Here is a 22,099-nt window from a genome sequence, read left to right on the forward strand (position 1 = left end):
TTTGAAAGATGCCACTGCGTACGGGGGTCTTACGGAAAATTGACTCACCGCGAGAACAGCGGGTGAGCGTGGTTGCGATGTGGTCCGAGCCTCACGCCTGATGGCGCTGCAACGCTCCTCGGAACGGCGGATTGTAGACGCGGCGCCGGGGCGCGCCAATCGCTCGGGTATCCCACATCACGGAAAGCGCGTTCTCGCGCACAGGCGTACATTGGCCCGCACCCCGCCCTCTCACCCCCACCTTCCCCGCCCCTCGCACCCACCCCAAGAAAGCCCCGCCCCATGTCGCTCACGCTCTCCAGACTCCCCTCGGCCCTGCTGGCCTCCGCCGCGCTCGTCGCCGCTCTCGGCGCGCCGGTTCTCGCCTCGGCCCAGAACGCCGAGCAGGTCCGCATCCGCGGCACCATCGTGCGCGTCGATGCCAAGACGCTCGTGGTGCAGGACCGCGGCGGCGAGGTGGTCAGCCTCGCGCGGCCGGCCGACATGCCGGTGTCGGAGGTCTATCGCATCAAGCTGTCCGACATCAAGCGCGGCAGCTTCATCGGCACCGCCGCCATGCCGCAGGCCGACGGCACGCAGAAGGCCATCGAGGTGGTGGTGTTCCCCGAGGCCGCGCGCGGCACCGGCGAAGGCCACCGCCCCTGGGACCTGCTGCCCGACAGCACCATGACCAACGCCACCGTCGCCGACCTGGCGGCCGCCCCCAAGTCCGTGCATGGCGGCCAGCAGCTGCGCCTGACGTACAAGGGCGGCGAAAAGACCGTCATCGTGCCGCCCGACGCGCCGGTGGTCACCTTCCGCCCCGGCACCGAGGCCCTGCTGGTGCCCGGCGCCAAGGTCATGGTCAACGCGCAGGAAAAGAACGGCACGCCCACGGCGCTGCGCGTCACGGCCGGTCGCAACGGCTTCGCACCGCCGATGTGAGCGGGCGGGCGGGCCGCAAGCAGGGCCCGCCGACCAACGCCTCGAGGACCCGGACACCCAAGGGAAATCCCGCACGCATTTTTGCCGCGGCGGCAACGTGCGGCGTGCCTGCGCGGCGTATCGTGGCGAGGGACTTGTGGCGAGGGACTTCGGCCTGCGGGCCGGGCCCGCGCCATCCATCCGTTTTATCCGTCCTATCCGTCCAGTCCGTTCATCCGTCCAAACAGGAGATTTCGCACCATGGCCACTGCCAAGAAAGCCGCCGCCAAGAAGACCACCTCCAGCAGCGACAGCACCGCCGGTGCAAAGCAGGCGATGCCGAACGCCGCGGACATGCTCAATCCGCTGAAGGGCATGGCCGACCGGCTGCAGAACCTCAACCTGACGGGCGGTGCCGGCAAGCTGCTGGACAGCGGCCGCAAGGACCTGCAGGCGCTGATGGAAGCCAACGAAAAGTCCTACCAGGGCCTGCAGACCGTGGTGCAGCGGCAGACCGAGATGATCAAGCACGCCATCACCGAATGGCAGAGCGCCGCCAAGGGCATGCCCGGCAAGGACCCGAAGGAAAACCTCGCCAAGCTCGACGAGCTCGGCCGCCAGTCGTTCCAGCGCGCCATCGACGACATCAAGGAGCTGGCCAACCTCGCGGCCAAGTCGCAGGCCGACGCCTTCGACGTGGTGCGCCAGCGCATCCAGTCGAACGTGGACGAAGTGACCAAGCTGCTGCAGCGCAAGTAAGGCGCACCGCAGACACCCACCGAGGACACGCCATGGCCGCAGCCCCGCCCCGCGTCGAGCAGCGCACGCGCGTGCACGGCATCGAGCTTGCCTGGGACAGCTTCGGCGACCCCGATGCGTCGCCGCTGCTGCTGGTGATGGGCCTGGGCGCGCAGATGGTCGCGTGGGACGACGACTTCTGCGCCCTGCTCGCCGAAGCCGGCGGCCACCGCGTGATCCGCTTCGACAACCGCGACATCGGCCACTCGAGCTACCTGACCGAGCTCGGCGTGCCCGACATCCAGCTGCTGATGCAGCAGGCCATGGCGGGGCGCATGCTGCACGCGCCCTACACGCTGCGCGACATGGCCGGCGACTGCGTCGGCCTGCTCGACGCGCTGGGCATCGCGCGCGCGCACATCGTGGGCGCGTCGATGGGGGGCGCCATCGGGCAGGAGATGTGCATTCACCATGCGCACCGGATGCTGTCGTTCACCAGCATCATGTCGACCACCGGCGACCCGACCCTGCCGCCGCCCACGCCCGAGGCGATGGCGGTGCTGTTCTCGCCCTCCCCGACCACCTTCGAGGCGTACCTGCCGCACTACGCCAAGGTGTGGCGCGTGCTGCGCGGGCCTTCGGCCTTTCCGCTGGACGAGGCGCGCGACACCGAGCGCGCGCAGCTCGTGTTCCTGCGCGGGCTCAACCCGCCCGGCGTGGCGCGCCAGCTCGCGGCCATCCTGGCCTCGGGCAACCGCAAACCCGCGCTGCGCGGCGTGCAGGTGCCCACGCTGGTGATCCACGGCGAGGCCGACCCGCTGGTGCCGGTGGCCTGCGGGGTGGACGTGGCCGACGCGATCGCGGGGGCGAAGCTGCTGCGCATTCCGCGCATGGGGCATGCGCTGCCGGTGGCCATGTGGCCGCAGATCGTCGATGCCATCGCGGCGCACACCGCGCCTCACCTGGACAGCTGACCCGCCGGAACCGCAGGAACCGCCTGAGGCCACGGCGGACATGACGTCGACATGAACAGGCCGCTTTGCCTCGCCGCGGCAGGCGGAAATTCGCGCCCTCCTAAAATCGCGGCATTCCCCCCGCAGATTGCCCACCTTGTCTTTTCTCGCCGAAACCCGCCGCCGTCGCACCTTCGCGATCATTTCCCACCCTGACGCCGGCAAGACCACGCTGACCGAGAAGCTGCTGCTTTTCTCCGGCGCGATCCAGATCGCCGGCTCGGTGAAGGCGCGCAAGGCCTCGCGTCACGCCACCTCCGACTGGATGGAAATCGAAAAGCAGCGCGGCATCTCGGTGGCCTCGTCGGTCATGCAGATGCTGTACCGCGACCACGTCATCAACCTGCTCGACACGCCCGGCCACAAGGACTTCTCCGAGGACACCTACCGCGTGCTCACCGCCGTCGACTCGGCCCTGATGGTGATCGACGCGGCCAACGGCGTGGAAGCGCAGACGCGCCGGCTCATCGAGGTCTGCCGCCAGCGCGACACGCCCATCATCACCTTCGTGAACAAGATGGACCGCGAAGTGCGCGAGCCGCTGGACATCCTGGACGAAGTGGAGCGCGAGCTCGGCATGCCCTGCGTGCCCATGACCTGGCCCGTGGGCCAGGGCAAGAGCTTCCGCGGGATCATGAACCTGCGCACGCAGGCCATGACGGTGTTCGAGTCGGGCAGCGAGCGGCTGCCGCACGACTTCGAGACCATTCCGCTGAGCGAGCGCGAAACGCTCACCAAGCGCTTCGGCGCCGACTTCGACAGCGCCATGGACAGCATGGAACTGGCCACCGGCGCCTCGCCCACCTGGGACCGCGAGGCCTTCCTGGCGGGCAAGCAGACGCCGGTGTTCTTCGGCTCGGGCGTGAACAACTTCGGCGTGATGGAAGTGCTCGACGCGCTGGTCGACCTGGCGCCCTCGCCGCAGTCGCGCACCAGCACCACGGTGGTCAACCGCCAGCCGGTGGTGAAGGAGATCCAGCCCGAGGACAAGGACTTCGCGGGCGTGGTCTTCAAGGTGCAGGCCAACATGGACGCCAACCACCGCGACCGCATCGCCTTCGTGCGCATGGCCTCGGGCAAGTACACGCCGGGCATGAAGCTGAAGGTGCAGCGCACCTCGAAGGAGCTGCACCCCACCAGCGTGGTGACCTTCATGAGCCAGCGCCGCGAGGCGGTGGAAGAGGCCTACGCGGGCGACATCGTGGGCTTCACCACGCACGGTGGCGTGCAGCTCGGCGACACCATCACCGACGGCGCGAGCCTGCAGTTCACCGGCCTGCCCTTCTTCGCGCCGGAGCTGTTCATGACGGTGATCCTGAAGAACCCGCTGCGCACCAAGCAGCTGCAGCAGGGCCTGGCCCAGCTGGGCGAGGAAGGTGCCATCCAGGTGTTCCGCCCCGAGGTCGGCGGGCCGATGCTGCTGGGCGCGGTCGGCCAGCTGCAGTTCGAAGTGGTGCAGCACCGCCTGAAGGCCGAGTACGACGCCGACGTGCGGCTCGAAGGCTGCCAGTACACCGGCGCGCGCTGGATCACGGCCGACACCCCGGCCGAGCTGCGCGAGTTCGTCAACGCCTACCCGGTGCGCATGGCCAAGGACGCGGCCGACACGCTGGCCTTCCTGTGCACCTCGCCGTACGACGTGCGGCTGGCGCAGGAGCGGTTCCCGAAGATCCACTTCCACCCGCTGCGCGAGCACGCGGGGCTGGCGCTGCAGAACGCAGGCTGACGCAGGCCGGCGGGGCTCAGCTCCCCGTCGATGCGTAGTGGCGCAGCCCGAAGCGCCACGCCCCGAACGCCGCCGCGAGAAACACGAAGCCCGCGAGCGGCGACACCCAGCCCACCCATGCGGGCGCCCCCAGCGGGTCGGCCTTTTCCAGGATCGCCAGCACCGGGTAATAGGCCACGCAGGCCAGCGGCACCACGAAGGTCAGCACGCGGCGAAACCACCGCGCATAGAGCGCCAGCGGGTACTGCGCCGCCTGCACGCCGCCGTAGGTCAGCACGTTCGCGACCTCCAGGCTTTCGACGGTCCAGAACGACAGCGTGCCCTGCAGCACCAGAATGCCCAGGAACAGCGCTACGCCGCCCGCCAGCGCGAACAGCGCGACGGTCACGGCGCCCGGCGTCCACGCCACGCCCGCCTGCACCGTGCCGAACGCCATCACCGCCACGCCCTGCAGCAGCCGTCCCGCGCGGCTGATGCGGAAGTCGTTGCCCATCAACTGCAGCGCGAGCGGGCGCGGGCGCAGCAGCAGGCGGTCGAAGGCGCCGGTGCGCAAAAACTCGGTGCCCAGCACGTCGAAGCCGCGGCCCATGGCGTCGGCCAGCGCGAACATGCAGTTCACCAGGCCATAGAACAGCGCGACCTCGCCGATGCGCCAGCCCTGCACCTCGCCGAAGCGATGGAACAGCGCCCACACGGCGACCACCTCGATGCCGGTGCCCAGGAACTGGCCGACCGTCAGCATCAGCGCCGAAGCGGGGTAGCGGGCCTGGGCGCCAAGGGAGGCCCTGACCAGCCGGAAGAAGAGAGGGAGGGTGCCCATGTCAGCCCCCCTGGATCTGAAGACTGCGCATCGTGCGACCCATCGCGAAACGCCCCGCCGCGACCAGCACCACGGTCCAGAAGCACTGCAGGCCCAGCCCGCCCACCGCGTGCCAGCCGCTCAGCTGGCCGAAATACAGCCGCGCCGGAATGTCCATCAGCCCGGCCAGCGGCTGCAGCAGCAACGCGGTCTGCCAGCCGTCCGGCAGCAGGGCGAGCGGCAGCAGGTTGCCCGAGAACACGATGACCACCGGCGTCGCCACCGCGCTGATGCCGCGCTCGTTCAGCGCCGCCGTGGCCGCCACATTGAGCAGCATCACCATCGAGGCCGACAACAGCAGCGCGAGCAGCGTCGACAGCACGAAGGCGAGCCCCGCGGCGGCATTCGCCGGGAGCTGCCACGCCCATTCGTTCAAGCCCGCCAGCGGCAACGCGACCGCGGCGAAAGCCGCCATCAGCGCCACGCGGGGCAGCACGCGCGCGGCGATCCAGCCGGCGCTGCGTGCGAACCACAGCGCGTAGGCGTCCACCGGGCGCAGCCGGTCGTACGCCACGGAGCCGGTGCGCACGGCCTGCGCCACTTCCGGGTCGCCCAGCCAGGGCAACAGCACGAGCAGCCCCTGGGCGAGCCAGGTGTAGGTGATGGCCTGCGGGAGCGACATCGACGCGCTCGCGCCCGCGATGGCCGTGCCGCCGTAGAAGGCCGCGAACACCATCACCTTGATGCCGCCCCACCAGCACTGCGTGGCAAAGCCCGCGAGCGCGGCGGTGCGGTACTGCAGCATCTGCAGGAAGCGCGACGCGAAGGCCGCGACGTAAGGGCGGGCGAGGTCGTGCGGCGTCACGCTTCGCCGGCTCCGTGCATGGCATAGAAGCGCGCGATGACGGCCTCGATCGCCAGGCCTTCCAGGCGGATGTCTTCCACCGCGTGCGCGCCCGCGATGCGCGCGATGAGCGCGGGCGCGGCGGTCACGGCCGGGTCGAAGTCGAGCACCAGCGTCTGGCCGTCGCGCGAGTGCACGCGGGCGCCGTCCACCTGCAGGGGCAGTTGCGCGTGCGGTGCAAAGTCGACCACCAGCCTGCGCTCGGCCATCACCTGCGCGCGCAGCGCCTCGACCGGGCTGTCGGCCAGCACGCGGCCGTGGCCGATGATGATCACGCGCCGCGCCAGCGCCTCGATGTCGTGCATGTCGTGCGTGGTCAGCAGCACGGTGGTGCCGCGCTCGCGGTTGGCGCGGCGCACGAAGTCGCGCACGGCCAGTTTCGAGGGCGCATCCAGGCCGATGGTCGGCTCGTCGAGGAACACGATGTCGGGCTCGTGCAGCAGCGCCGCCGCGATCTCCGCGCGCATGCGCTGGCCCAGCGACAGCTGGCGCACCGGCTGGTCGAGCACGCGCTCCAGGTGCAGCAGCGCGACCAGCTCGTCGCGCGTGCGGCCGTAGCGCACCGGGTCCACCCGGTAGATGTCGCGCAGCAGGTCGAAGCCGTCGCCCACCGGCAGGTCCCACCACAGCTGCGTGCGCTGGCCGAAGACCACGCCGATGCGCGCCACGTGGCGCTCGCGGTCGGCGAAGGGGTCGCGCCCGTCGACTTCCACGCGCCCGCCGTCGGGCCGCAGGATGCCCGCGAGGATCTTGATGGTGGTCGACTTGCCCGCGCCGTTCGGCCCGATGAAGCCCAGCAGCTCGCCGCGCTCCAGCGAAAACGACACGCCCGACAGCGCCTCCACCGTGCGATGGCGGCGCTGCACGAGCCCGCGCAGCGCGCCCATCACGCCGGGGTCGCGCTCGGAGATGCGGTAGGTCTTGAGGAGTTGGTCGACGAGGATGTGTGGCATGGAATCAGTCAGGCGCCGCACCGGCCCCCTGTGGCGCGGGGTGGGTGACGGGGGGCGGGATGCTACACGAATGCGCCGGTACGATTCGCGGCTCCCCACGGATTCCTTGCCATGCCAGCTTCGCCCTTGTCTTCTTCGCTGCCCTCCTCCCCCCACCACCTGCTGCCGCTGGCCCGATGGGAGGCCGCCGCGCGCGGCGCGCTCGTCGGCGTGTTCACCGACATCGACGACACGCTGACGCACGAAGGCGCGATCACGCCCGACGCGTTGCAGGCGCTGGCCGACCTCAAGGCCGCGGGGCTGTCGGTGGTGGCGATCACCGGGCGGCCGGTGGGCTGGAGCCTGCCCTTCGTCAACAGCTGGCCGGTCGATGCCATCGTGGCGGAGAACGGCGCTGTGGCGCTGCTGCCCACGGCCGACGGCCAGGTCGAGAAGCGCTACCAGCAGGACGCCGCCACGCGCGCCACCAACTTCGCGCGCATGCAGGCCGTGCTGGCGCGCATCGAGCGCGAGATTCCGGGCGCCGCGCGCGCCACCGACTCGCCGGGGCGCGAGACCGACATCGCCATCGACCACAGCGAGTTCGTGCAGCTGAGCGACGCCACCGTCGCGCAGGTGGTGGCGCTGATGCGCGGCGAAGGCATGCACGCCACGGTGAGCAGCATCCACATCAACGGCTGGTACGGCGACAACGACAAGCTCGAGGGCGCGCGCTGGATCGTGCGCGAGCTGTGGGGCCGCGCGCTGGACGACGAGATGGACCGCTGGGCCTACGTGGGCGACTCCACCAACGACCAGCTGATGTTCCGCAGCTTCGCGCACAGCATTGGCGTGGCGAACGTGGCGCGCTTCGTGCCGCAGCTGGAGCACCTGCCGCGCTATGTGACGCAGGGCGAGCGCGGCACCGGGTTCGCTGAAGCGGCGCGCGCGGTGCTGGCTGTTCGCGAACGGACCTGAACCGGCGTCGAACGGACGTTGAATTGCCGCTGAATGCGTGATGCACCGAGGCAAAGAAACAACACGCAGGCAAAAAAAAGCCCGCACGAGGCGGGCTGAAAAGGACCGGTGAAGGACCTTGGAGAAACAGTGAAGACCGGGCCGCGCCTTAGAAGGCGTGGCGAATGCCGAACTCGTAGCCCATCGACGACTTGGCCTGCAGCGCCGTGCCGTTGAACGTGGTGCTGAACGACGGGCCGGCGCCGATCGTGAGGCCCGCGCCGTTCTTGTTGCTCACGCGCGCCACCGTGGCGTAGAGCGCCGTGCGCTTCGACAGGTTGTGCACGTAGCCCACCGCCAGCTTGTTCGCCTTGGGGTCGGCGGGGTTGACGCCGAACAGCGTCGGCACGCGGTTGAAGTCGTACTTGACCTGCGAGTACGAAGCGCGGATCTGGCCCGGGCCGATCGGCACCATCACGCCGATCAGGTAGCCGGTGAGGTCCACGTCGGGCACCACGGTGAAGGGGTTGAGCGGGTCGCGCTGGTCCTTCGAACGCGAGTACTCGCCGAACAGCTTGGCCACGCCGAAGTCGTAGGTCGCGCCGAGGTTGAAGGTCTTGACCTTGCCCGGACGCGCCACGGCGGCGGCACCGGTGCCGGTCGTGAAGCTGGTGTCGTTCTGCGCGTAGCTGGCGGCCACGTCGAGCGGGCCGGCCGCGTAGCCGATGCGCCCGCCGATGTGGCGGCCGGTGTCGGTGGAGGCGGCCGTGGCGAAGCTGGCCGAGGTGCGGGTGTTCTCGTGCAGCGCGTAGCCCACGTTGCCGTAGAAGCCGCCCAGGTTGCGCGGCAGGTAGTACTGCACCATGTTGCCGGCGCGCTTGTAGGTGCTGTTGCTGCCGTAGCCGGTGCCCGAGACGCTGGTCTCGTTGGCGTCGATGATCAGCGAGCCGCCGATGCCGGTGTCGGCGAAGGGGTCGAACTGCTCTTCGTTCAGCACCGTGGTCGTCTTGTCGCGGCCCAGGCGAATCTCGCCGAAACTGCCGGCCAGGCTCACGGTGGAGCGGCGGCTGAAGCTGGAGATGCCGGTGGCGCCGTCGTCGTTGGTGATCGGGGCTTCGAGCCAGAAGCTGGCCGACAGGCCGCCGCCCAGGTCTTCCACGCCGCGGAAACCGAGGCGGCTGGAGCTCAGGCCCGAGTTGGCCAGTTCGGTGCGGCTGGCTTTCACGCTGTAGCCGGGGCCGAACACGTTCGTCGACACGCTCTTGTTCGATACGTTGCGCACGGCAGCATCGACCACGCCGAACAGGGTCACGGTCGATTGCGCCGACGCGGCACCGCAGGCCGCCAGGGCAGCCAGAACAAGCAGGGATTTTTTCATTCGTCACTCCAAGAAAGGGGAATTGCCGCGCCGGCCTGCGGCGCGACTGTCAAAGCCCGGGCCTTGCTGCCTCGGGATGCCCCAAGTCTTGTTTCGAGTGAAGACGTACGAATTACATAGGGTTAACACCTAATTTCGCGAAGGGACTTAGGTTTGACTGCCTGCGCGTTTCTGTGGCAGGCGCTTAACCACACAAGGCTGACTACTCGCTGACCGACGACGCGCGCCCCTTGCCGGCCAGCGCCGCGGCCTGCCGCCAGGTGCCGAAGGCCGCGATCAGCAACAGCACCGCGGCATAGCCTTGGGCGGTGTTCAGCAAGCCCAGCGGCGCGACCAGGAAGCCCGCGAGCATCGCGGGCAGGCTGAACGCCAGGTAGCTCACCACGAAGATCGCCGCAAACAGCTCGCCGCGCTCGTGCGACTGCGCCAGCGGCGCCAGCGCTTGCACCAGCGCAGAGAACGCACCGCCGAAGCCGATGCCCGCCACCGCCGTGCCCACGAAGAACAGCGCCAGCGAGCGCGTGGCCAGCGACGCCAGCAGCAGCGCCAGCCCGATCACCATGCTCGCCATGCCGAACACGGCCGGGCGCGGCGCCGCGAAGCGGCCGAGCAGCGTCGGCGCGATGGCGCCCATGCCCGAGAGCACCGCCACCGTCAGCCCGTTGACCACGCCGTTGTCGACGCCGAACACATGCAGCATCAGCGAGGGCGCCAGCGACAGGAACAGCCCGCCCAGCGCCCACACCGCGATGAACACCGGCAGGCCGCGCACGAACTCGACCCGCGCCTTCACGGGAATGGACACGCGCGGCACCAACGAGGCCAGCGCGCCCGCGCGCGGCGTGACCGTTTCGGGCATCCACAGCACCACCACCGCACCCGCCGCGAACACCAGGGCCAGGCCGCCGAACACCCACAGCACCGGCTGCACGGAGAACTTCACGGCGATGCCTGTCAGCAGCGCCCCCACCGCCAGGCCGGCCAGCGGCGACACGCTGGTGATGAGCGCGCCCAGCCGCTTGCGCGAGGCCGGCGCCGCCTCGACCACCGCCGCGCTCAGCGCCCCGCTCGCGATGCCCGTGGCCACGCCCTGCACCACCCGCGCGACGATCAGCCCGCCGATGTCGTTCGCCAAGAGGAAAAGGCCCATAGCCACCGCCTGCAGCACCAGCGCCGCCAGCACCACCGGGCGGCGCCCGATGTGGTCCGACAGCGAGCCGGCGACCAGGAGCGACAGCAGCAACGCAATCGCGTAGATCGCGAAGGCCACTGTCAGCATCGACGACGAGAAATGCCAGGCGTGCTGGAACACCACGAACAGCGGCGACGGCGCGCTGGCCGCGAAGAAAAAGGCGAACAGCACCGTCGCGAGCAACACGAAGGCCACGTTCGCAGGCACGCGCCTTGGCTTGGCGCGAGCAGCCAGGGCGGCGGTGCTGGCGGCGAGGTCGGGGCAGGTGGAGGGCATGTCGGATCCTTAATGCAACTTTTTTTGCTTTTGCGATTCTAGACTTGAGAAGAAGCTAAAGCAAATATCTTTGCGTTAAAGTCCGAAACATGAACGACGTCGTCATTTCTCCGGGTTCCACAGTCACTTCCAACGCCCCCCTTCCGGGCGCCCCCAGCAAGCGCCCCGGCGGCCGCAGCGCGCAGGTGCAGGCGCTGGTGCGCACCGCGCTGGAAGAACTCGTGGCCGAGCAGGGGCGCGAGCGGGTCACCGTGCCGGCCGTGGCCGAGCGCGCAGGCGTGAGCGCCTCCAGCATCTACCGGCGCTGGGGCGACCTGCAGGGCCTGCTGGCGGAAACCGCCACGCACCGACTCGACCCGAACCGGCCGCTGCCGAACACCGGCGCGCTCCGCGTGGACCTGGAAGCCTGGGCGCGCGAACTCATCGAACACCTGGCCAAGCCATGCAACACCTCGCTGCTGAAGGCCGCGGCCGCGCTGGCCACCGGCGATGCGGACACCGATTGCCTGCGCAACCGCCGCAAGGAAGCACTGGCGATGGTGGAACAGGCGCGCGCCCGCGGGGAGCGGGCACCGGAAGCGCAGCAGGTGATCGACCACCTGATCGCGCCCATCGTGTTCCGGCTGGTGTTCGGGGGGGAGCCGGTGAAGGGGGAGTTGGCGGGGCGGTTGGTGGAGGAGTTGTTTGCGATTGCTGCGTTGGGCCGCTGACCTGTGCAGTTTTCAAGCCTTTCTAGACATATCAAAGAGGACGTGTATAGAAATTCGAGTTTTCTATGCATGTCAGCCCTACCATGTATAGAAATCTTTAATTTGCTATGCACACCCTTCCTCCGCTTGATCGGCTCGACCCCGCCCGCTTCGACACGCCGGCAATTCTGAAGAAGCTTGCAAGCGCGAGCCGCCAGCTGGCGGAACTCAAGGGGATTGCGGCAGCCATACCGAATCAAGAGATCCTGATCAACACCCTGGGCCTCCAGGAAGCCAAGGACAGTTCCGAAATCGAGAACATCGTCACAACGCATGACGAGTTGTTCAAGGACGATGTGCTGCCAGAGGCTTTTGCCAACGCAGCAGCCAAGGAGGTTCTGCGATATCGGCAAGCGTTGCGCGTGGGCTTCGATCAAGTGCGTGACAGCGGCTTGATCACGTCCAACCACATCGTTCGGATTCAGTCCGAACTGGAGAGAAACAACGCCGGCTTCCGGAAATTGCCCGGGACTGCGCTCAGGGATGGCGCAGGTCGCACCGTTTACACACCCCCGCAAGATCCCGGTGAGATCGTGGCGCTGATGCGTGCGTTGGAACGCTTCACCAATGAGGCCGATCTGTTTGCCGTCGACCCGCTGATCAAGATGGCGCTTATCCATCATCAATTCGAGAGCATCCATCCGTTCTACGACGGCAACGGCCGCACCGGCCGGATCATCAATGTGCTCTACCTGGTGAAAGAGCGGCTGCTCGACATTCCGGTGCTCTACCTGAGCAGTCACATCGTGCGGACGAAGGCCGACTACTACCGGCTGCTGCAATCGGTGCGCGACAACGACACGTGGGAGGAATGGGTGCTGTACCTGCTCGAAGCCGTGGAGACGACCGCGGGCCAGACCATCGAAACGATCAACGCCATCAAGTCGGCGTTGTTCGACTACAAGCACCGCATTCGCGAAGGCTACAGGTTCTATAGCCAGGACCTGATAAACAACCTCTTCATGCACCCGTACACGAAGATTGAATTCGTGCAGCGAGACCTGCAGGTCTCGCGCATCACAGCAACCAAATACCTCGATGCGCTGGTCGAAGGCGGCTTCGTGCAGAAGCAGAAGATCGGGCGCGGCAACTACTACATCAACGTTGCGCTCGCGCCCATCCTGCAAGGGACGAAGTAAACCGCCTCACTTCTCCTTCGCCAACCCCAGCTTCTCGATCACCACCTTCTCCTTCACCACCGTGTCCTGCGCGAACTTGGTGTACGTCGCCGAGCTCATGTAGTTCGGCAGCATGTCGTAGCGCCCCAGCGAGGCCACGTAGCTCGGCTCTTCCATCGCCTGCTTGAACGCGTCGTGCAGCTTCTTCACCACCTCGGGCGGCGTGCCCTTGGGGGCGCCGATGCCGAAGGGCGAGTTCTGCACCACGTCGTAGCCCAGTTCCTTCAGCGTCGGCGCGTCAGGGAACTTGGCCAGGCGCTTCTCGCCCCAGGTGTTCAGCACGCGCAGCTTGCCGGCCTCGACCTGCGGCGCGAAGCCGGTGCTGTCGGCGGCCGCCATCAGCTGGCCGCTGACCACCGCGAGCATCAGGTCGGCGCTGCCCTTGTAGGGCACGTGCTGCAGCTCGATGCCGGCCTTCTGCGCGACGATCTCGGTCGTCAGGTGCGGGCTGGTGAGGTTGCCGGTGGAACCGTAGGTCAGCTTGCCGGGGTTGGCCTTGGCGTAGGCGACGAAGTCGGCCCAGGTCTTGAAGGGGCTGTTGGCCGGCACCACGATGCCGAAGGCATAGCCGGTGACGTTCAGCACGTACGTGATGTCCTTCAGCGGGTCCCAGTTGATCTTGGTGGTGTAGCCCAGGCGGAACACGCCCAGCGGGATCTGCGCGACGGTGTAGCCGTCGGGCTGCGAGGTCTGCAGCGCCTGCGCGGGCAGCGTGCCGCCGGCGCCGGGCTTGTTGTCGATGATCACGGGCTGGCCGAGGATCTTGCTCGCGTTGTCCGCGAGCTGGCGCATGGTGATGTCGGTCGGGCCGCCGGCCGGGAAGGCGATGACCAGCTTGATGGGCTTGGCGGGAAAAGCTTGAGCGAAAGCCGCCAGCGGGGAAACGAGACCGCACGCGGCAAGCGTGGCGGCACAGAGGAAAGAAGAGCGGCGCAGCATGGCTGACTGGATCCTGACTAAAAGAAGCGCCGATTGGGCCTTGCCGGGTCGGCAAAGGCAATCGGGGCGGCCCTGATTGCCCGGCTGAAACAAGGCCATTCCGGCGATCCGAGTCGCCTGCGCGTCACTCGCCCGCCTGCCCCGGCCATCAGTCGGCAAGCTACCCAGCTACGCCTGCGCAAACCCTTCCAGCACGTTGACCGCGTTGACCCCCACCTCGGCCACCGCATAGCCGCCCTCGAACACGAACACGGTCGGCAAGCCGGCGCGCGCCAGGTCTTCGCCCATGCGCAGGTAGTCGTCGCTCTTCAACTTGAAGCCGGAAATTGGGTCGCCCTCGAAGGTGTCGACGCCGAGCGACACCACCAGCGCGCCAGCCTTCACCTCGGCGATGCGCGCCAGCGCGGTCTTCAGCGCCGCGCGCCAGGCGGCGAAGCCGGTGCCGCGCGGCAGCGGCAGGTTGTGGTTGAAGCCTTCGCCCCGGCCCTCGCCGCGCTCGTCGGCGTGGCCCAGGTAGTACGGGTAGTCGGTCAGCGGGTCGCCGTGCAGGCTGGCGAAGTGAACGTCGTCGCGCCCGTAGAAGATGGCCTGCGTGCCATTGCCGTGGTGGTAGTCCACATCGAGCACGGCCACGCGCTCCACGCCCGCGTCGCGCAGCGCCTGCGCCGCGACAGCCGCGTTGTTGACGAAGCAGTAGCCGCCGAAGAAGTCGGCCCCGGCGTGATGCCCCGGCGGGCGCGTCAGCGCGAAGGCCGCGCGCTCGCCGCCAGCCACGCGCTGCGCCGCCGTCCATGCGCAGGCCGCGCCGTGCCGCGCCGCCGCCCAGCTGCCGGCCATCAGCGGCGTGCCCGCGTCGAAAGAGAACAACCCCATGCGCGCCGGAAAGCTCTTCGGCAACACGTCGGTGCGCATGCCGCGCGTGGGCCAGTACGAAGGCAGCGCGTCGCGCGTCGCGTTGGCCGGGTCCAGCGCCACCCACTCGTCCCAGGCATGCGCGATGAAGTCCAGGTAGCGCGGCGCATGCACCCTGGCCAGCAGCGCATCGTCGAAGGCATCGGGCAATTGCAGCGGGCCGAGCGCTCGGCGCTCCAGCTCGTGCTTCACGTGGTCGACGCGCGCCGGCACCTCGAAGCACGGCACGAGTTCGCCGCGGAACATCTCGACTTTGCCCTGGTGAAGAACGTGCTGGTCGTTGTAGATGGTGAGCATGAGGCAACGCGGCGGCGGCGGCAGGCGGTGATGAAGCCGCCGATCATGCCGCACGCCGCAGCACCGCCCGGCGCCTGCCGGAGGCCGTGAGGCCGAACAGGTCCTTGGGGTCGTCGAGCTCCGGCACCAGCGCAATCTGCTGGCCGATGCCGCGCTCGGTCGCCACGCGCTGGATGTAGCGCAGCGCCGTGTAGTCCTCCAGCGCGAAGCCGACCGAATCGAACAGCGTGACCTGCTGCGCGCTCTCGCGCCCCGGCACTTCACCGAGCAGCACGCGCCACAGCTCGTGCACCGGAAAGTCGGCCGCCGCCTGCTGGATCTCGCCCTCCACGCGGGTCTGCGGCTCGTACTCGACGAACACGCGCGCCAGCGGCAGCACGCCGGGGTGCAGCTCGGTCTTGCCGGGGGAGTCGCCGCCCACGGCGTTGATGTGCATGCCGGGCTCGATCATTCCGGGCGTGAGCACGGCGGCGTGGCCCTGGTAGGCGGTGATGGTGGTGACGATGTCCGCGCCGCGCACGGCCTCGGCCACGGAGCGCGCGCGCACGATGTCCAGCGGCGTGCAGGCCGAGAGGTGGCGCACCAGCTTGTCGGTGGCGTGCGGGTCGGTGTCGAACACGCGCACTTCCTCGATGCCCAGCAGCGCGTGAAAGGCCAGCGCCTGGAACTCGCTTTGCGAGCCGTTGCCGATCAACGCGAGGCTGCGCGAATCGGGCCGCGCCAATGCCTTGGCGGCCATGGCCGAGGTGGCGGCGGTGCGCAAGGCGGTGGTGAGCGTGAGCTCCGACAGCAGCACGGGGTAGCCCGTGTCCACCTCGGCCAGCACGCCGAAGGCCATCACGGTGGGAAGCCCGACCTGCGTGTTGTGCGGATGGCCGTTGACGTACTTGAAGGCATAGGCGCCGTCGTCGGCCACGGGCATCAGCTCGATCACGCCCAGGTGCGAGTGGCTGGCCACGCGCGCCTTCTTGTCGAACTCGCGCCATCGCAGGAAGTCGTCGCGCAGCGCGTCGGCCAGCGCCTCGAGAAATTGGGGAACGCCGGTCTCGTCGACCAGGCGAACCAGGCTGTGGACATCGATGAAGCGGGTCATGACATGGCTCCTTGCGTAGCCCCGCCGCGGCGCTTCATCCCCTCACATGTCACTCCACCATGGCTGAGTCAGGATGCGCCTGCGCCAAGGGTTCGAGCCATTGTGCGCCCGCTTGCAGCGCATGGCGAGTCCCTTCGCAGAACATCGCAGAACACCGCGGAACCGGCTTTGCCGGGCCGCTGGTGTCGCCCCCCGGCAGGGGGTTGGCGAAGCGACACGCAGTGCGCGAAGCCTGTGGGCGAGCTCTATCTCGCCAGCACAGGCGCCAGCGCCACGCCCGTGTGCGTGCCCAGCCGAACCACCTCTTCCGGCGGTGCCGCCGCCACGATGCGCCCGCCGGCGTTCCCGCCTTCGGGCCCGAGGTCGAGCACCCAGTCGGCTTCGGCGATCACATCGAGGTCGTGCTCGATCACCACCACGCTGTGGCCGCCGTTCACCAGCCGGTGCAGCACGTGGATCAGCTTCTCGACGTCGGCCATGTGCAGGCCCACGGTCGGCTCGTCGAGCACGTACAGCGTGTGCGGCGCCTTCTGGCCGCGGCGGGTGATGTCGTCGCGCACCTTGCTGAGCTCGGTCACCAGCTTGATGCGCTGCGCCTCGCCGCCCGACAGCGTGGGCGACGGCTGCCCCAGCGTGAGGTAGCCGAGCCCCACGTCCTTCAGCAGCTGCAGCGGGTGCGCGATGTTGGGCATGCTCGCGAAGAACTCGACAGCCTCGTCGACCTCCATCTTCAGCACGTCGCCGATGCTCTTGCCGCGCCAGCTCACGGCCAGCGTCTCGGGGTTGAAGCGCGCGCCGTGGCACACCTCGCAAGGCACCTTCACGTCGGGCAGGAAGCTCATCTCGATGGTGCGCACGCCCGCGCCTTCGCAGCCCGGGCAGCGGCCTTCGCCGGTGTTGAAGCTGAAGCGCGCCGGGCCGTAGCCCCGCGCCTTGGCCTCCAGCGTGTCGGCGAACAGCTTGCGGATGGTGTCCCAGAACCCGATGTAGGTGGCCGGGCAGCTGCGCGGCGTCTTGCCGATCGGGGTCTGGTCGACCTCGAGCACGCGGTCGATCACCTCGTAGCCATCGACACTGCCGCAGCCGGCCCAGGCTGGGCGCTTGCCGGCGGCATCGGCGTCGCGGCCCGCCTTGGTCATGCGCTGGATGACGACGGCCTGCACGTTGGCCAGCAGCACGTCGCGCGCGAGCGTCGACTTGCCCGAGCCGCTCACGCCGGTGACCACCACCAGGCGGTGCAGCGGCAGCGTGGCGGTCACGTCCTGCAGGTTGTGCAGGTTGGCGCCGTGCACGGTCAGCCATTCGCCGTTGTCCTCGGCCTTGGGGTCGGGCGAGGGCACCAGCCGGCGCGCCTGCAGCGGATGCCTGATGGCATCGCGCAGGTAGCGCCCGGTCTGCGAATCGCCGGCATTCTGGATGTCGGCCACCGAGCCTTCGGCCACCAGCCGGCCGCCGCGCTTGCCCGCGCTCGGGCCGATGTCGATGATGTGGTCGGCGCGGCGGATCGTGTCTTCGTCGTGCTCCACCACCACCAGCGTGTTGCCCTTTTCACCGAGCTTGTGCAGCGCGTTCAACAGGATCTGGTTGTCGCGCGCATGCAGGCCGATGGTCGGCTCGTCGAGCACGTAGCACACGCCCTGCAGGTTGCTGCCGAGCTGTGCCGCCAGGCGAATGCGCTGCGCCTCGCCGCCGCTGAGCGTGGGCGCGCCGCGGTCGAGCGTGAGGTAGCCCAGGCCCACTTCTTCGAGGAACTCGAGCCGGCTCTTGATTTCCGGCACCAGGTCGCGCGCGATCTCCGCCTCGCGGCCCGACAGCGACAGCCCTTCGAACCACTGGCGCACCTCGGTCACGCTCATGCGCGCGAGCTCGGTGATGCCGATGCCGCTCAGCCCGTCGGCCGGCGATGCGCCGAAGCTCACGGCGCGGGCCGTGGCGTTCAGGCGCGTGCCCTGGCAGGTCGGGCAGGCGGTGTCGGCCAGGTCCTCGATCTCGGGTTCGGCGAAGGTCTGTTCGCGGCCCTTGTTGTCGTCGTCGCGCACGGAGTCGTCGAACACCTTGCGCTGGTCCTTGCTGAGCTTCACGCCCGTGCCCACGCAGTCGGGGCACCAGCCGTGCTTGCTGTTGTAGCTGAACAGGCGCGGGTCGAGCTCGGCGTAGCTGGTGCTGCACACCGGGCAGGCGCGCAGCGTGGAAAACACGTTGACGCGGCCGATGCCCACGGCGGACACGCCGGCCATCATGGCCGCGCGCAGGCCGTCGAGGTCGCTCAGCACATGCACCACGCCCTTGCCGTGCTCCAGCGCCTTGGTCAGCGCCGCGCGCAGCTCGGTTTCCTTCGAGGGCAATACGTCGAGGCTGGCCACGGGCAGCTCGATGCTGTGCTCCTTGAAGCGGTCGATGCGCGGAAAACCGGTGGTCGGCAGGAAGTCGCCGTCCACGCGCAGGTGGGTGAAGCCGCGCGGGCGCGCCCAGTCGGCCAGCTCGGTGTACACGCCCTTGCGGTTGCTGACCAGCGGCGCGAGCAGGCCGATGTGCTGGCCCTTGAAGTTGCGCATCAGCTGCGCGGCGATGCTGTCGGGCGTCTGCGGCTGCACGGCGGCGCCGTCGTGAATGCAGTGCTGGATGCCCAGCTTCACGTACAGCAGCCGCAGGAAGTGCCACACCTCGGTGGTGGTGCCCACGGTGCTCTTGCGGCCGCCGCGCGACAGCCGCTGCTCGATGGCCACGGTCGGCGGAATGCCGTACACCGCATCGACCTCGGGCCGGCCCGCCGGCTGCACGATGCTGCGCGCGTACGCGTTGAGCGATTCGAGGTAGCGCCGCTGCCCTTCGTTGAACAGGATGTCGAAGGCCAGCGTCGACTTCCCCGAGCCGCTCACGCCCGTCACCACGCTGAACTTGCCGCGCGGAATGTCCACGCTGAGGTTCTTCAGGTTGTGCTCGCGCGCGTTGACGATCTCGATGGCGTTGGCGCCCGGCGCCGTCTTGGCGTTGGCGATGTAGCGGCGCGCGGCGCGCTCGGCCACCTTGTAGGCGTCGGGGCCGATGGCCAGCTCGTAGTCGGCCAGCGCGGCGCCGGTGAGTGAGGCGCGGTTCTCGCGCATCTGCTCGGGCGTGCCCTCGGCCACCACCTGCCCGCCGCCCTCGCCGCCTTCGGGGCCGAGGTCGATCAGCCAGTCGCTGGCGCGAATGACGTCGAGGTTGTGCTCGATGACGATCAGCGAATGCCCCGCGTCCAGCAGCTTGCGCAGCGCGCGCATGAGGCGCGCGATGTCGTCGAAGTGCAGCCCGGTGGTCGGCTCGTCGAACAGGAAGAGCGTGCCCTTGCGCGCCAGCAGTTGCTTGCTCGACGTGGCGTTCTTCGCCGCCTCGGCCAGGAAGCCGGCGAGCTTCAGGCGCTGCGCCTCGCCGCCGCTGAGGGTGGGCACGGGCTGGCCCAGCTTCACGTAGTCCAGGCCCACGTCGGAAATGGGCTGCAGCACGCGCAGCACGTCGCGGTCGCCCTCGAACACGGTGGCGGCCTCGGCCACCGTCAGGTCGAGCACGTCGGCCACGTTGTAGGTCTTGCCCTTGCGCTCCACGCGCACTTCGAGAATCTCGGGGCGGTAGCGCTTGCCGTCGCAGTCGGGGCAGCGCAGGTACACGTCGGACAGGAACTGCATCTCCACGTGCTCGAAGCCCGAGCCGCCGCAGGTCGGGCAGCGCCCGTCGCCGGAGTTGAAGCTGAACTTGCTCGCGGTGTAGCCGCGCTGGCGCGACAGCGCAGCGGTGGCGAAGATCTCGCGAATCGCGTCCCACGCACCCACGTAGCTCGCGGGGTTGGAACGCGCGGTCTTGCCGATGGGCGACTGGTCGACGAACACCACGTCGCCCAGGTGGTCTGCGCCCAGCAGGCGGTCGTGCGCGCCGGGGGTTTCAGTGGCCTTGCCGAAGTGGCGCATGAGCGCGGGCGCCAGCACGTCCTGGATGAGCGTCGACTTGCCAGAGCCGCTGACCCCGGTCACGCACACCAGCCGCGCCAGCGGGAACTCGACCGTGACGTTCTTCAGGTTGTGCTCGCGCGCGCCTTCGAGGATGAGGCGGTGCGTGTTCTCGCTCACGAGCCGCTTGAAGCCCATGCCGATCTTCTTGCGCCCGCCGAGGTACTGGCCAGTGAGGGTGTCGGCGTCGCGCAGCTGGTCGGTGGTGCCGTCGAACACGATCTGCCCGCCGCGGATGCCGGGGCCGGGGCCCATGTCGATCACACGGTCGGCCGCGAGCATCACGGCCGGGTCGTGCTCGACCACCACCAGCGTGTTGCCCGCGTCGCGCAGGCGCAGCATGGCCTCGGTGATGCGGTTCATGTCGCGCGGATGCAGGCCGATGCTGGGCTCGTCGAGCACGAACAGCGTGTTGACCAGCGAAGTGCCGAGCGCCGTCGTGAGGTTGATGCGCTGCACCTCGCCGCCGCTCAGCGTGCGGCTCTGGCGGTCGAGCGTGAGGTACCCGATGCCGACGTCGTGCAGGTAGCGCAGGCGGGTGGTGATTTCTTCGAAGAGCAACTTCAGGGCCTGGGTTTCTCCCTCACCCCTGCCCTCTCCCGCAAGCGGGAGAGGGAGCAATTCAGAGCCCTCGGTCAACTGCGTTGTCTTGCCCCCTCTACCGCTTGCGGGAGAGGGTTGGGGTGAGGGCAGCTGCCGGTCGAAGAACTTCCTCAACCGCTCGATAGGCAACAGCATCAGGTCATGCAGGCACAGCCCCGGCAAGGCCTCCAGCTGCGCCCGCGTCCACTTCGCGCCGGTCGGCATGAAGCGCTTTTCGGGCGGCAGCACCGCGTCCGCGTCTTCCTTGCTGCCGATGCGCCAGATCAGGCTGTCGAGCTTCAGGCGCGCGCCGCTGCAGGTCGGGCACGGCGTGTAGCTGCGGTACTTCGACAAGAGCACGCGGATGTGCATCTTGTAGGCCTTGCTCTCCAGGTAGCCGAAGAAGCGCCGCACGCCGTACCACTGCTTGTTCCAGTTGCCTTCCTTGTAGTTGGGCGTGCCCTCGATCACCCAGTGCTTCTGCTCCTCGGTGAGCTTGTTCCACGGCGTGTCGCGCGGAATGCCCGCGGACTCGGCGTGGCGCATGAGGTCGTCCTGCGCCTCTTTCCAGGCCGGGGTCTGGATGGTCTTGATCGCGCCCGCGCGCAGCGTGAGCTTGTCGTTCGGAATCACCAGGCCCAGGTCGACGCCGATGACGCGGCCGAAACCGCGGCAGCTGTCGCAGGCACCCACTGCCGAGTTGAACGAGAACATCGACGGGATCGGGTCCGGGTAGCGGATGTCGCTCTCGGGGCAGTGCAGGCCGGTGGAGAACTTCCACACGTCCGTCGGCGCGCCTTCGTCGGCGCCCGTGGCGTGCACGGTGACGCGCCCGCTGCCGCGCTTGAGCGCCACCTCGATGGCCTCGACCACGCGCGCGCGCTCGGCGCTCGATGCGCGAAAGCGGTCGGCCACCACGTCGAGCACCTTGCGCGGGCCGGTGGGCGTGGCCACCTCGCGCTCGGACTGCACGCGCGTGAAGCCGCTGGCCGACAGCCATTGCGTCACTTCGTCGGCCGTGGTGGTCGCGGGCAGCTCGACCGGAAATGTGACCACCAGCCGCGGATCGCCCGCCGCCGCCGCGCGCTCGACGATCTGCGCGTAAATGCTGTCGGGCGAGTCGTGCCGCACCGGCAGTGCGGTTTCGCGGTCGAACAGGTTGGCCGCGCGTGCGAACAGCAGCTTCAGGTGGTCGTTCAGCTCGGTCATGGTGCCGACCGTGGAGCGCGAGGAGCGCACCGGGTTGGTCTGGTCGATGGCGATGGCGGGCGGCACGCCCTCCACCTTGTCGACGGCCGGCTTGTCCATGCGGTCCAGGAACTGGCGCGCATAGGCGGAGAAGGTTTCCACGTAGCGCCGCTGGCCTTCGGCGTAGAGGGTGTCGAACACCAGGCTCGACTTGCCCGAGCCGCTTGGCCCGGTCACCACGGTCATCTCGCCGGTGCGGATGTCGAGGTCGAGGTTCTGGAGATTGTGCTGGCGTGCGCCGCGAATCCGGATGGAGCCCTGTGTCATGAATGCCTTGAGGGGTGGGGCAAACATTCTAGGGAG

The 22,099-nt window shown here is 68.8% G+C and carries 16 protein-coding genes and 1 riboswitch; of the genes, 7 read left to right on the top strand and 9 right to left on the bottom strand.

Going from position 1 to position 22,099, the window contains the following annotated elements:
• Nucleotides 1–57: 57 nt before the first annotated feature.
• Nucleotides 58–126, bottom strand: a riboswitch (S-adenosyl-L-homocysteine riboswitch).
• A 156-nt stretch (nt 127–282) separates the two neighbouring features.
• The 4 genes from AB6807_RS32565 (at nt 283) to AB6807_RS32580 (ending at nt 4,380) form a co-directional block, all read left to right on the top strand.
• On the top strand, nt 283–924 hold the full coding sequence (locus AB6807_RS32565) for a hypothetical protein (protein ID WP_116909540.1): 642 nt from the start codon (nt 283–285) through the stop codon (nt 922–924).
• Nucleotides 925–1,164: 240 nt separating this feature from the next.
• Entirely contained in the window at nt 1,165–1,662 is a 498-nt protein-coding gene (phaP, locus tag AB6807_RS32570) for a TIGR01841 family phasin (RefSeq protein WP_116909541.1), read from the top strand.
• A 32-nt stretch (nt 1,663–1,694) separates the two neighbouring features.
• A complete protein-coding gene (locus tag AB6807_RS32575) occupies nt 1,695–2,615 on the top strand; it encodes an alpha/beta fold hydrolase (protein WP_116909542.1) in 921 nt (306 codons plus the stop codon).
• Between the two features lie 136 nt (nt 2,616–2,751).
• On the top strand, nt 2,752–4,380 hold the full coding sequence (locus AB6807_RS32580; RefSeq protein WP_371087812.1) for a peptide chain release factor 3: 1,629 nt from the start codon (nt 2,752–2,754) through the stop codon (nt 4,378–4,380).
• 16 nt (nt 4,381–4,396) lie between these two features.
• Here AB6807_RS32580 and AB6807_RS32585 read toward each other — a convergent pair whose 3' ends face one another.
• Genes AB6807_RS32585 through AB6807_RS32595 form a run of 3 tightly spaced genes read right to left on the bottom strand, consistent with a single transcriptional unit; the run spans nt 4,397 to nt 7,036 of the window.
• A complete protein-coding gene (locus tag AB6807_RS32585; RefSeq protein WP_371087813.1) occupies nt 4,397–5,200 on the bottom strand; it encodes an ABC transporter permease in 804 nt (267 codons plus the stop codon).
• Between the two features lies 1 nt (nt 5,201).
• The gene (locus tag AB6807_RS32590) at nt 5,202–5,984 is read right to left on the bottom strand and encodes an ABC transporter permease (protein WP_371087867.1); all 783 of its coding nucleotides are present in this window, start codon (nt 5,982–5,984) and stop codon (nt 5,202–5,204) included.
• A gap of 56 nt (nt 5,985–6,040) precedes the next feature.
• The gene (locus AB6807_RS32595; RefSeq protein ID WP_371087814.1) at nt 6,041–7,036 is read right to left on the bottom strand and encodes an ATP-binding cassette domain-containing protein; all 996 of its coding nucleotides are present in this window, start codon (nt 7,034–7,036) and stop codon (nt 6,041–6,043) included.
• 111 nt (nt 7,037–7,147) lie between these two features.
• Between AB6807_RS32595 and AB6807_RS32600 the strand changes: the two genes are divergently transcribed.
• On the top strand, nt 7,148–7,993 hold the full coding sequence (locus AB6807_RS32600) for an HAD-IIB family hydrolase (RefSeq protein ID WP_371087815.1): 846 nt from the start codon (nt 7,148–7,150) through the stop codon (nt 7,991–7,993).
• A 148-nt stretch (nt 7,994–8,141) separates the two neighbouring features.
• Here the strand turns inward: AB6807_RS32600 and AB6807_RS32605 are convergent, their stop codons facing one another.
• Together AB6807_RS32605 and AB6807_RS32610 are read right to left on the bottom strand one after the other, a co-directional pair.
• Nucleotides 8,142–9,350 (bottom strand): porin, encoded by a 1,209-nt coding sequence (locus tag AB6807_RS32605; protein WP_371087816.1) that lies wholly within the window; start codon nt 9,348–9,350, stop codon nt 8,142–8,144.
• 202 nt (nt 9,351–9,552) lie between these two features.
• On the bottom strand, nt 9,553–10,818 hold the full coding sequence (locus tag AB6807_RS32610; protein ID WP_371087817.1) for an MFS transporter: 1,266 nt from the start codon (nt 10,816–10,818) through the stop codon (nt 9,553–9,555).
• Nucleotides 10,819–10,907: 89 nt separating this feature from the next.
• Between AB6807_RS32610 and AB6807_RS32615 the strand changes: the two genes are divergently transcribed.
• Entirely contained in the window at nt 10,908–11,528 is a 621-nt protein-coding gene (locus tag AB6807_RS32615) for a TetR/AcrR family transcriptional regulator (RefSeq protein WP_371087818.1), read from the top strand.
• A gap of 107 nt (nt 11,529–11,635) precedes the next feature.
• Nucleotides 11,636–12,706, top strand: a complete 1,071-nt coding sequence (locus AB6807_RS32620) for a Fic family protein (RefSeq protein WP_371087819.1) — start codon at nt 11,636–11,638, stop codon at nt 12,704–12,706.
• Between the two features lie 6 nt (nt 12,707–12,712).
• On the opposite strand, the gene AB6807_RS32625 is transcribed toward AB6807_RS32620, so the two are convergent.
• The 4 genes from AB6807_RS32625 to uvrA all read right to left on the bottom strand — a co-directional run bounded on the left by AB6807_RS32625 (nt 12,713) and on the right by uvrA (nt 22,063).
• Nucleotides 12,713–13,684, bottom strand: a complete 972-nt coding sequence (locus AB6807_RS32625) for a tripartite tricarboxylate transporter substrate binding protein (protein ID WP_116909551.1) — start codon at nt 13,682–13,684, stop codon at nt 12,713–12,715.
• 168 nt (nt 13,685–13,852) lie between these two features.
• On the bottom strand, nt 13,853–14,893 hold the full coding sequence (locus tag AB6807_RS32630; RefSeq protein ID WP_371087820.1) for a histone deacetylase family protein: 1,041 nt from the start codon (nt 14,891–14,893) through the stop codon (nt 13,853–13,855).
• A gap of 43 nt (nt 14,894–14,936) precedes the next feature.
• On the bottom strand, nt 14,937–15,986 hold the full coding sequence (locus AB6807_RS32635; protein WP_116909553.1) for an ornithine cyclodeaminase: 1,050 nt from the start codon (nt 15,984–15,986) through the stop codon (nt 14,937–14,939).
• A gap of 245 nt (nt 15,987–16,231) precedes the next feature.
• Complete coding sequence (gene uvrA / locus AB6807_RS32640) at nt 16,232–22,063, bottom strand: excinuclease ABC subunit UvrA (RefSeq protein ID WP_371087821.1); 5,832 nt, start codon at nt 22,061–22,063, stop codon at nt 16,232–16,234.
• Nucleotides 22,064–22,099 lie beyond the last annotated feature (36 nt).

The organism is Variovorax sp. RCC_210, from assembly GCF_041355175.1.
Classification (GTDB): Bacteria; Pseudomonadota; Gammaproteobacteria; order Burkholderiales; family Burkholderiaceae_C; genus Variovorax.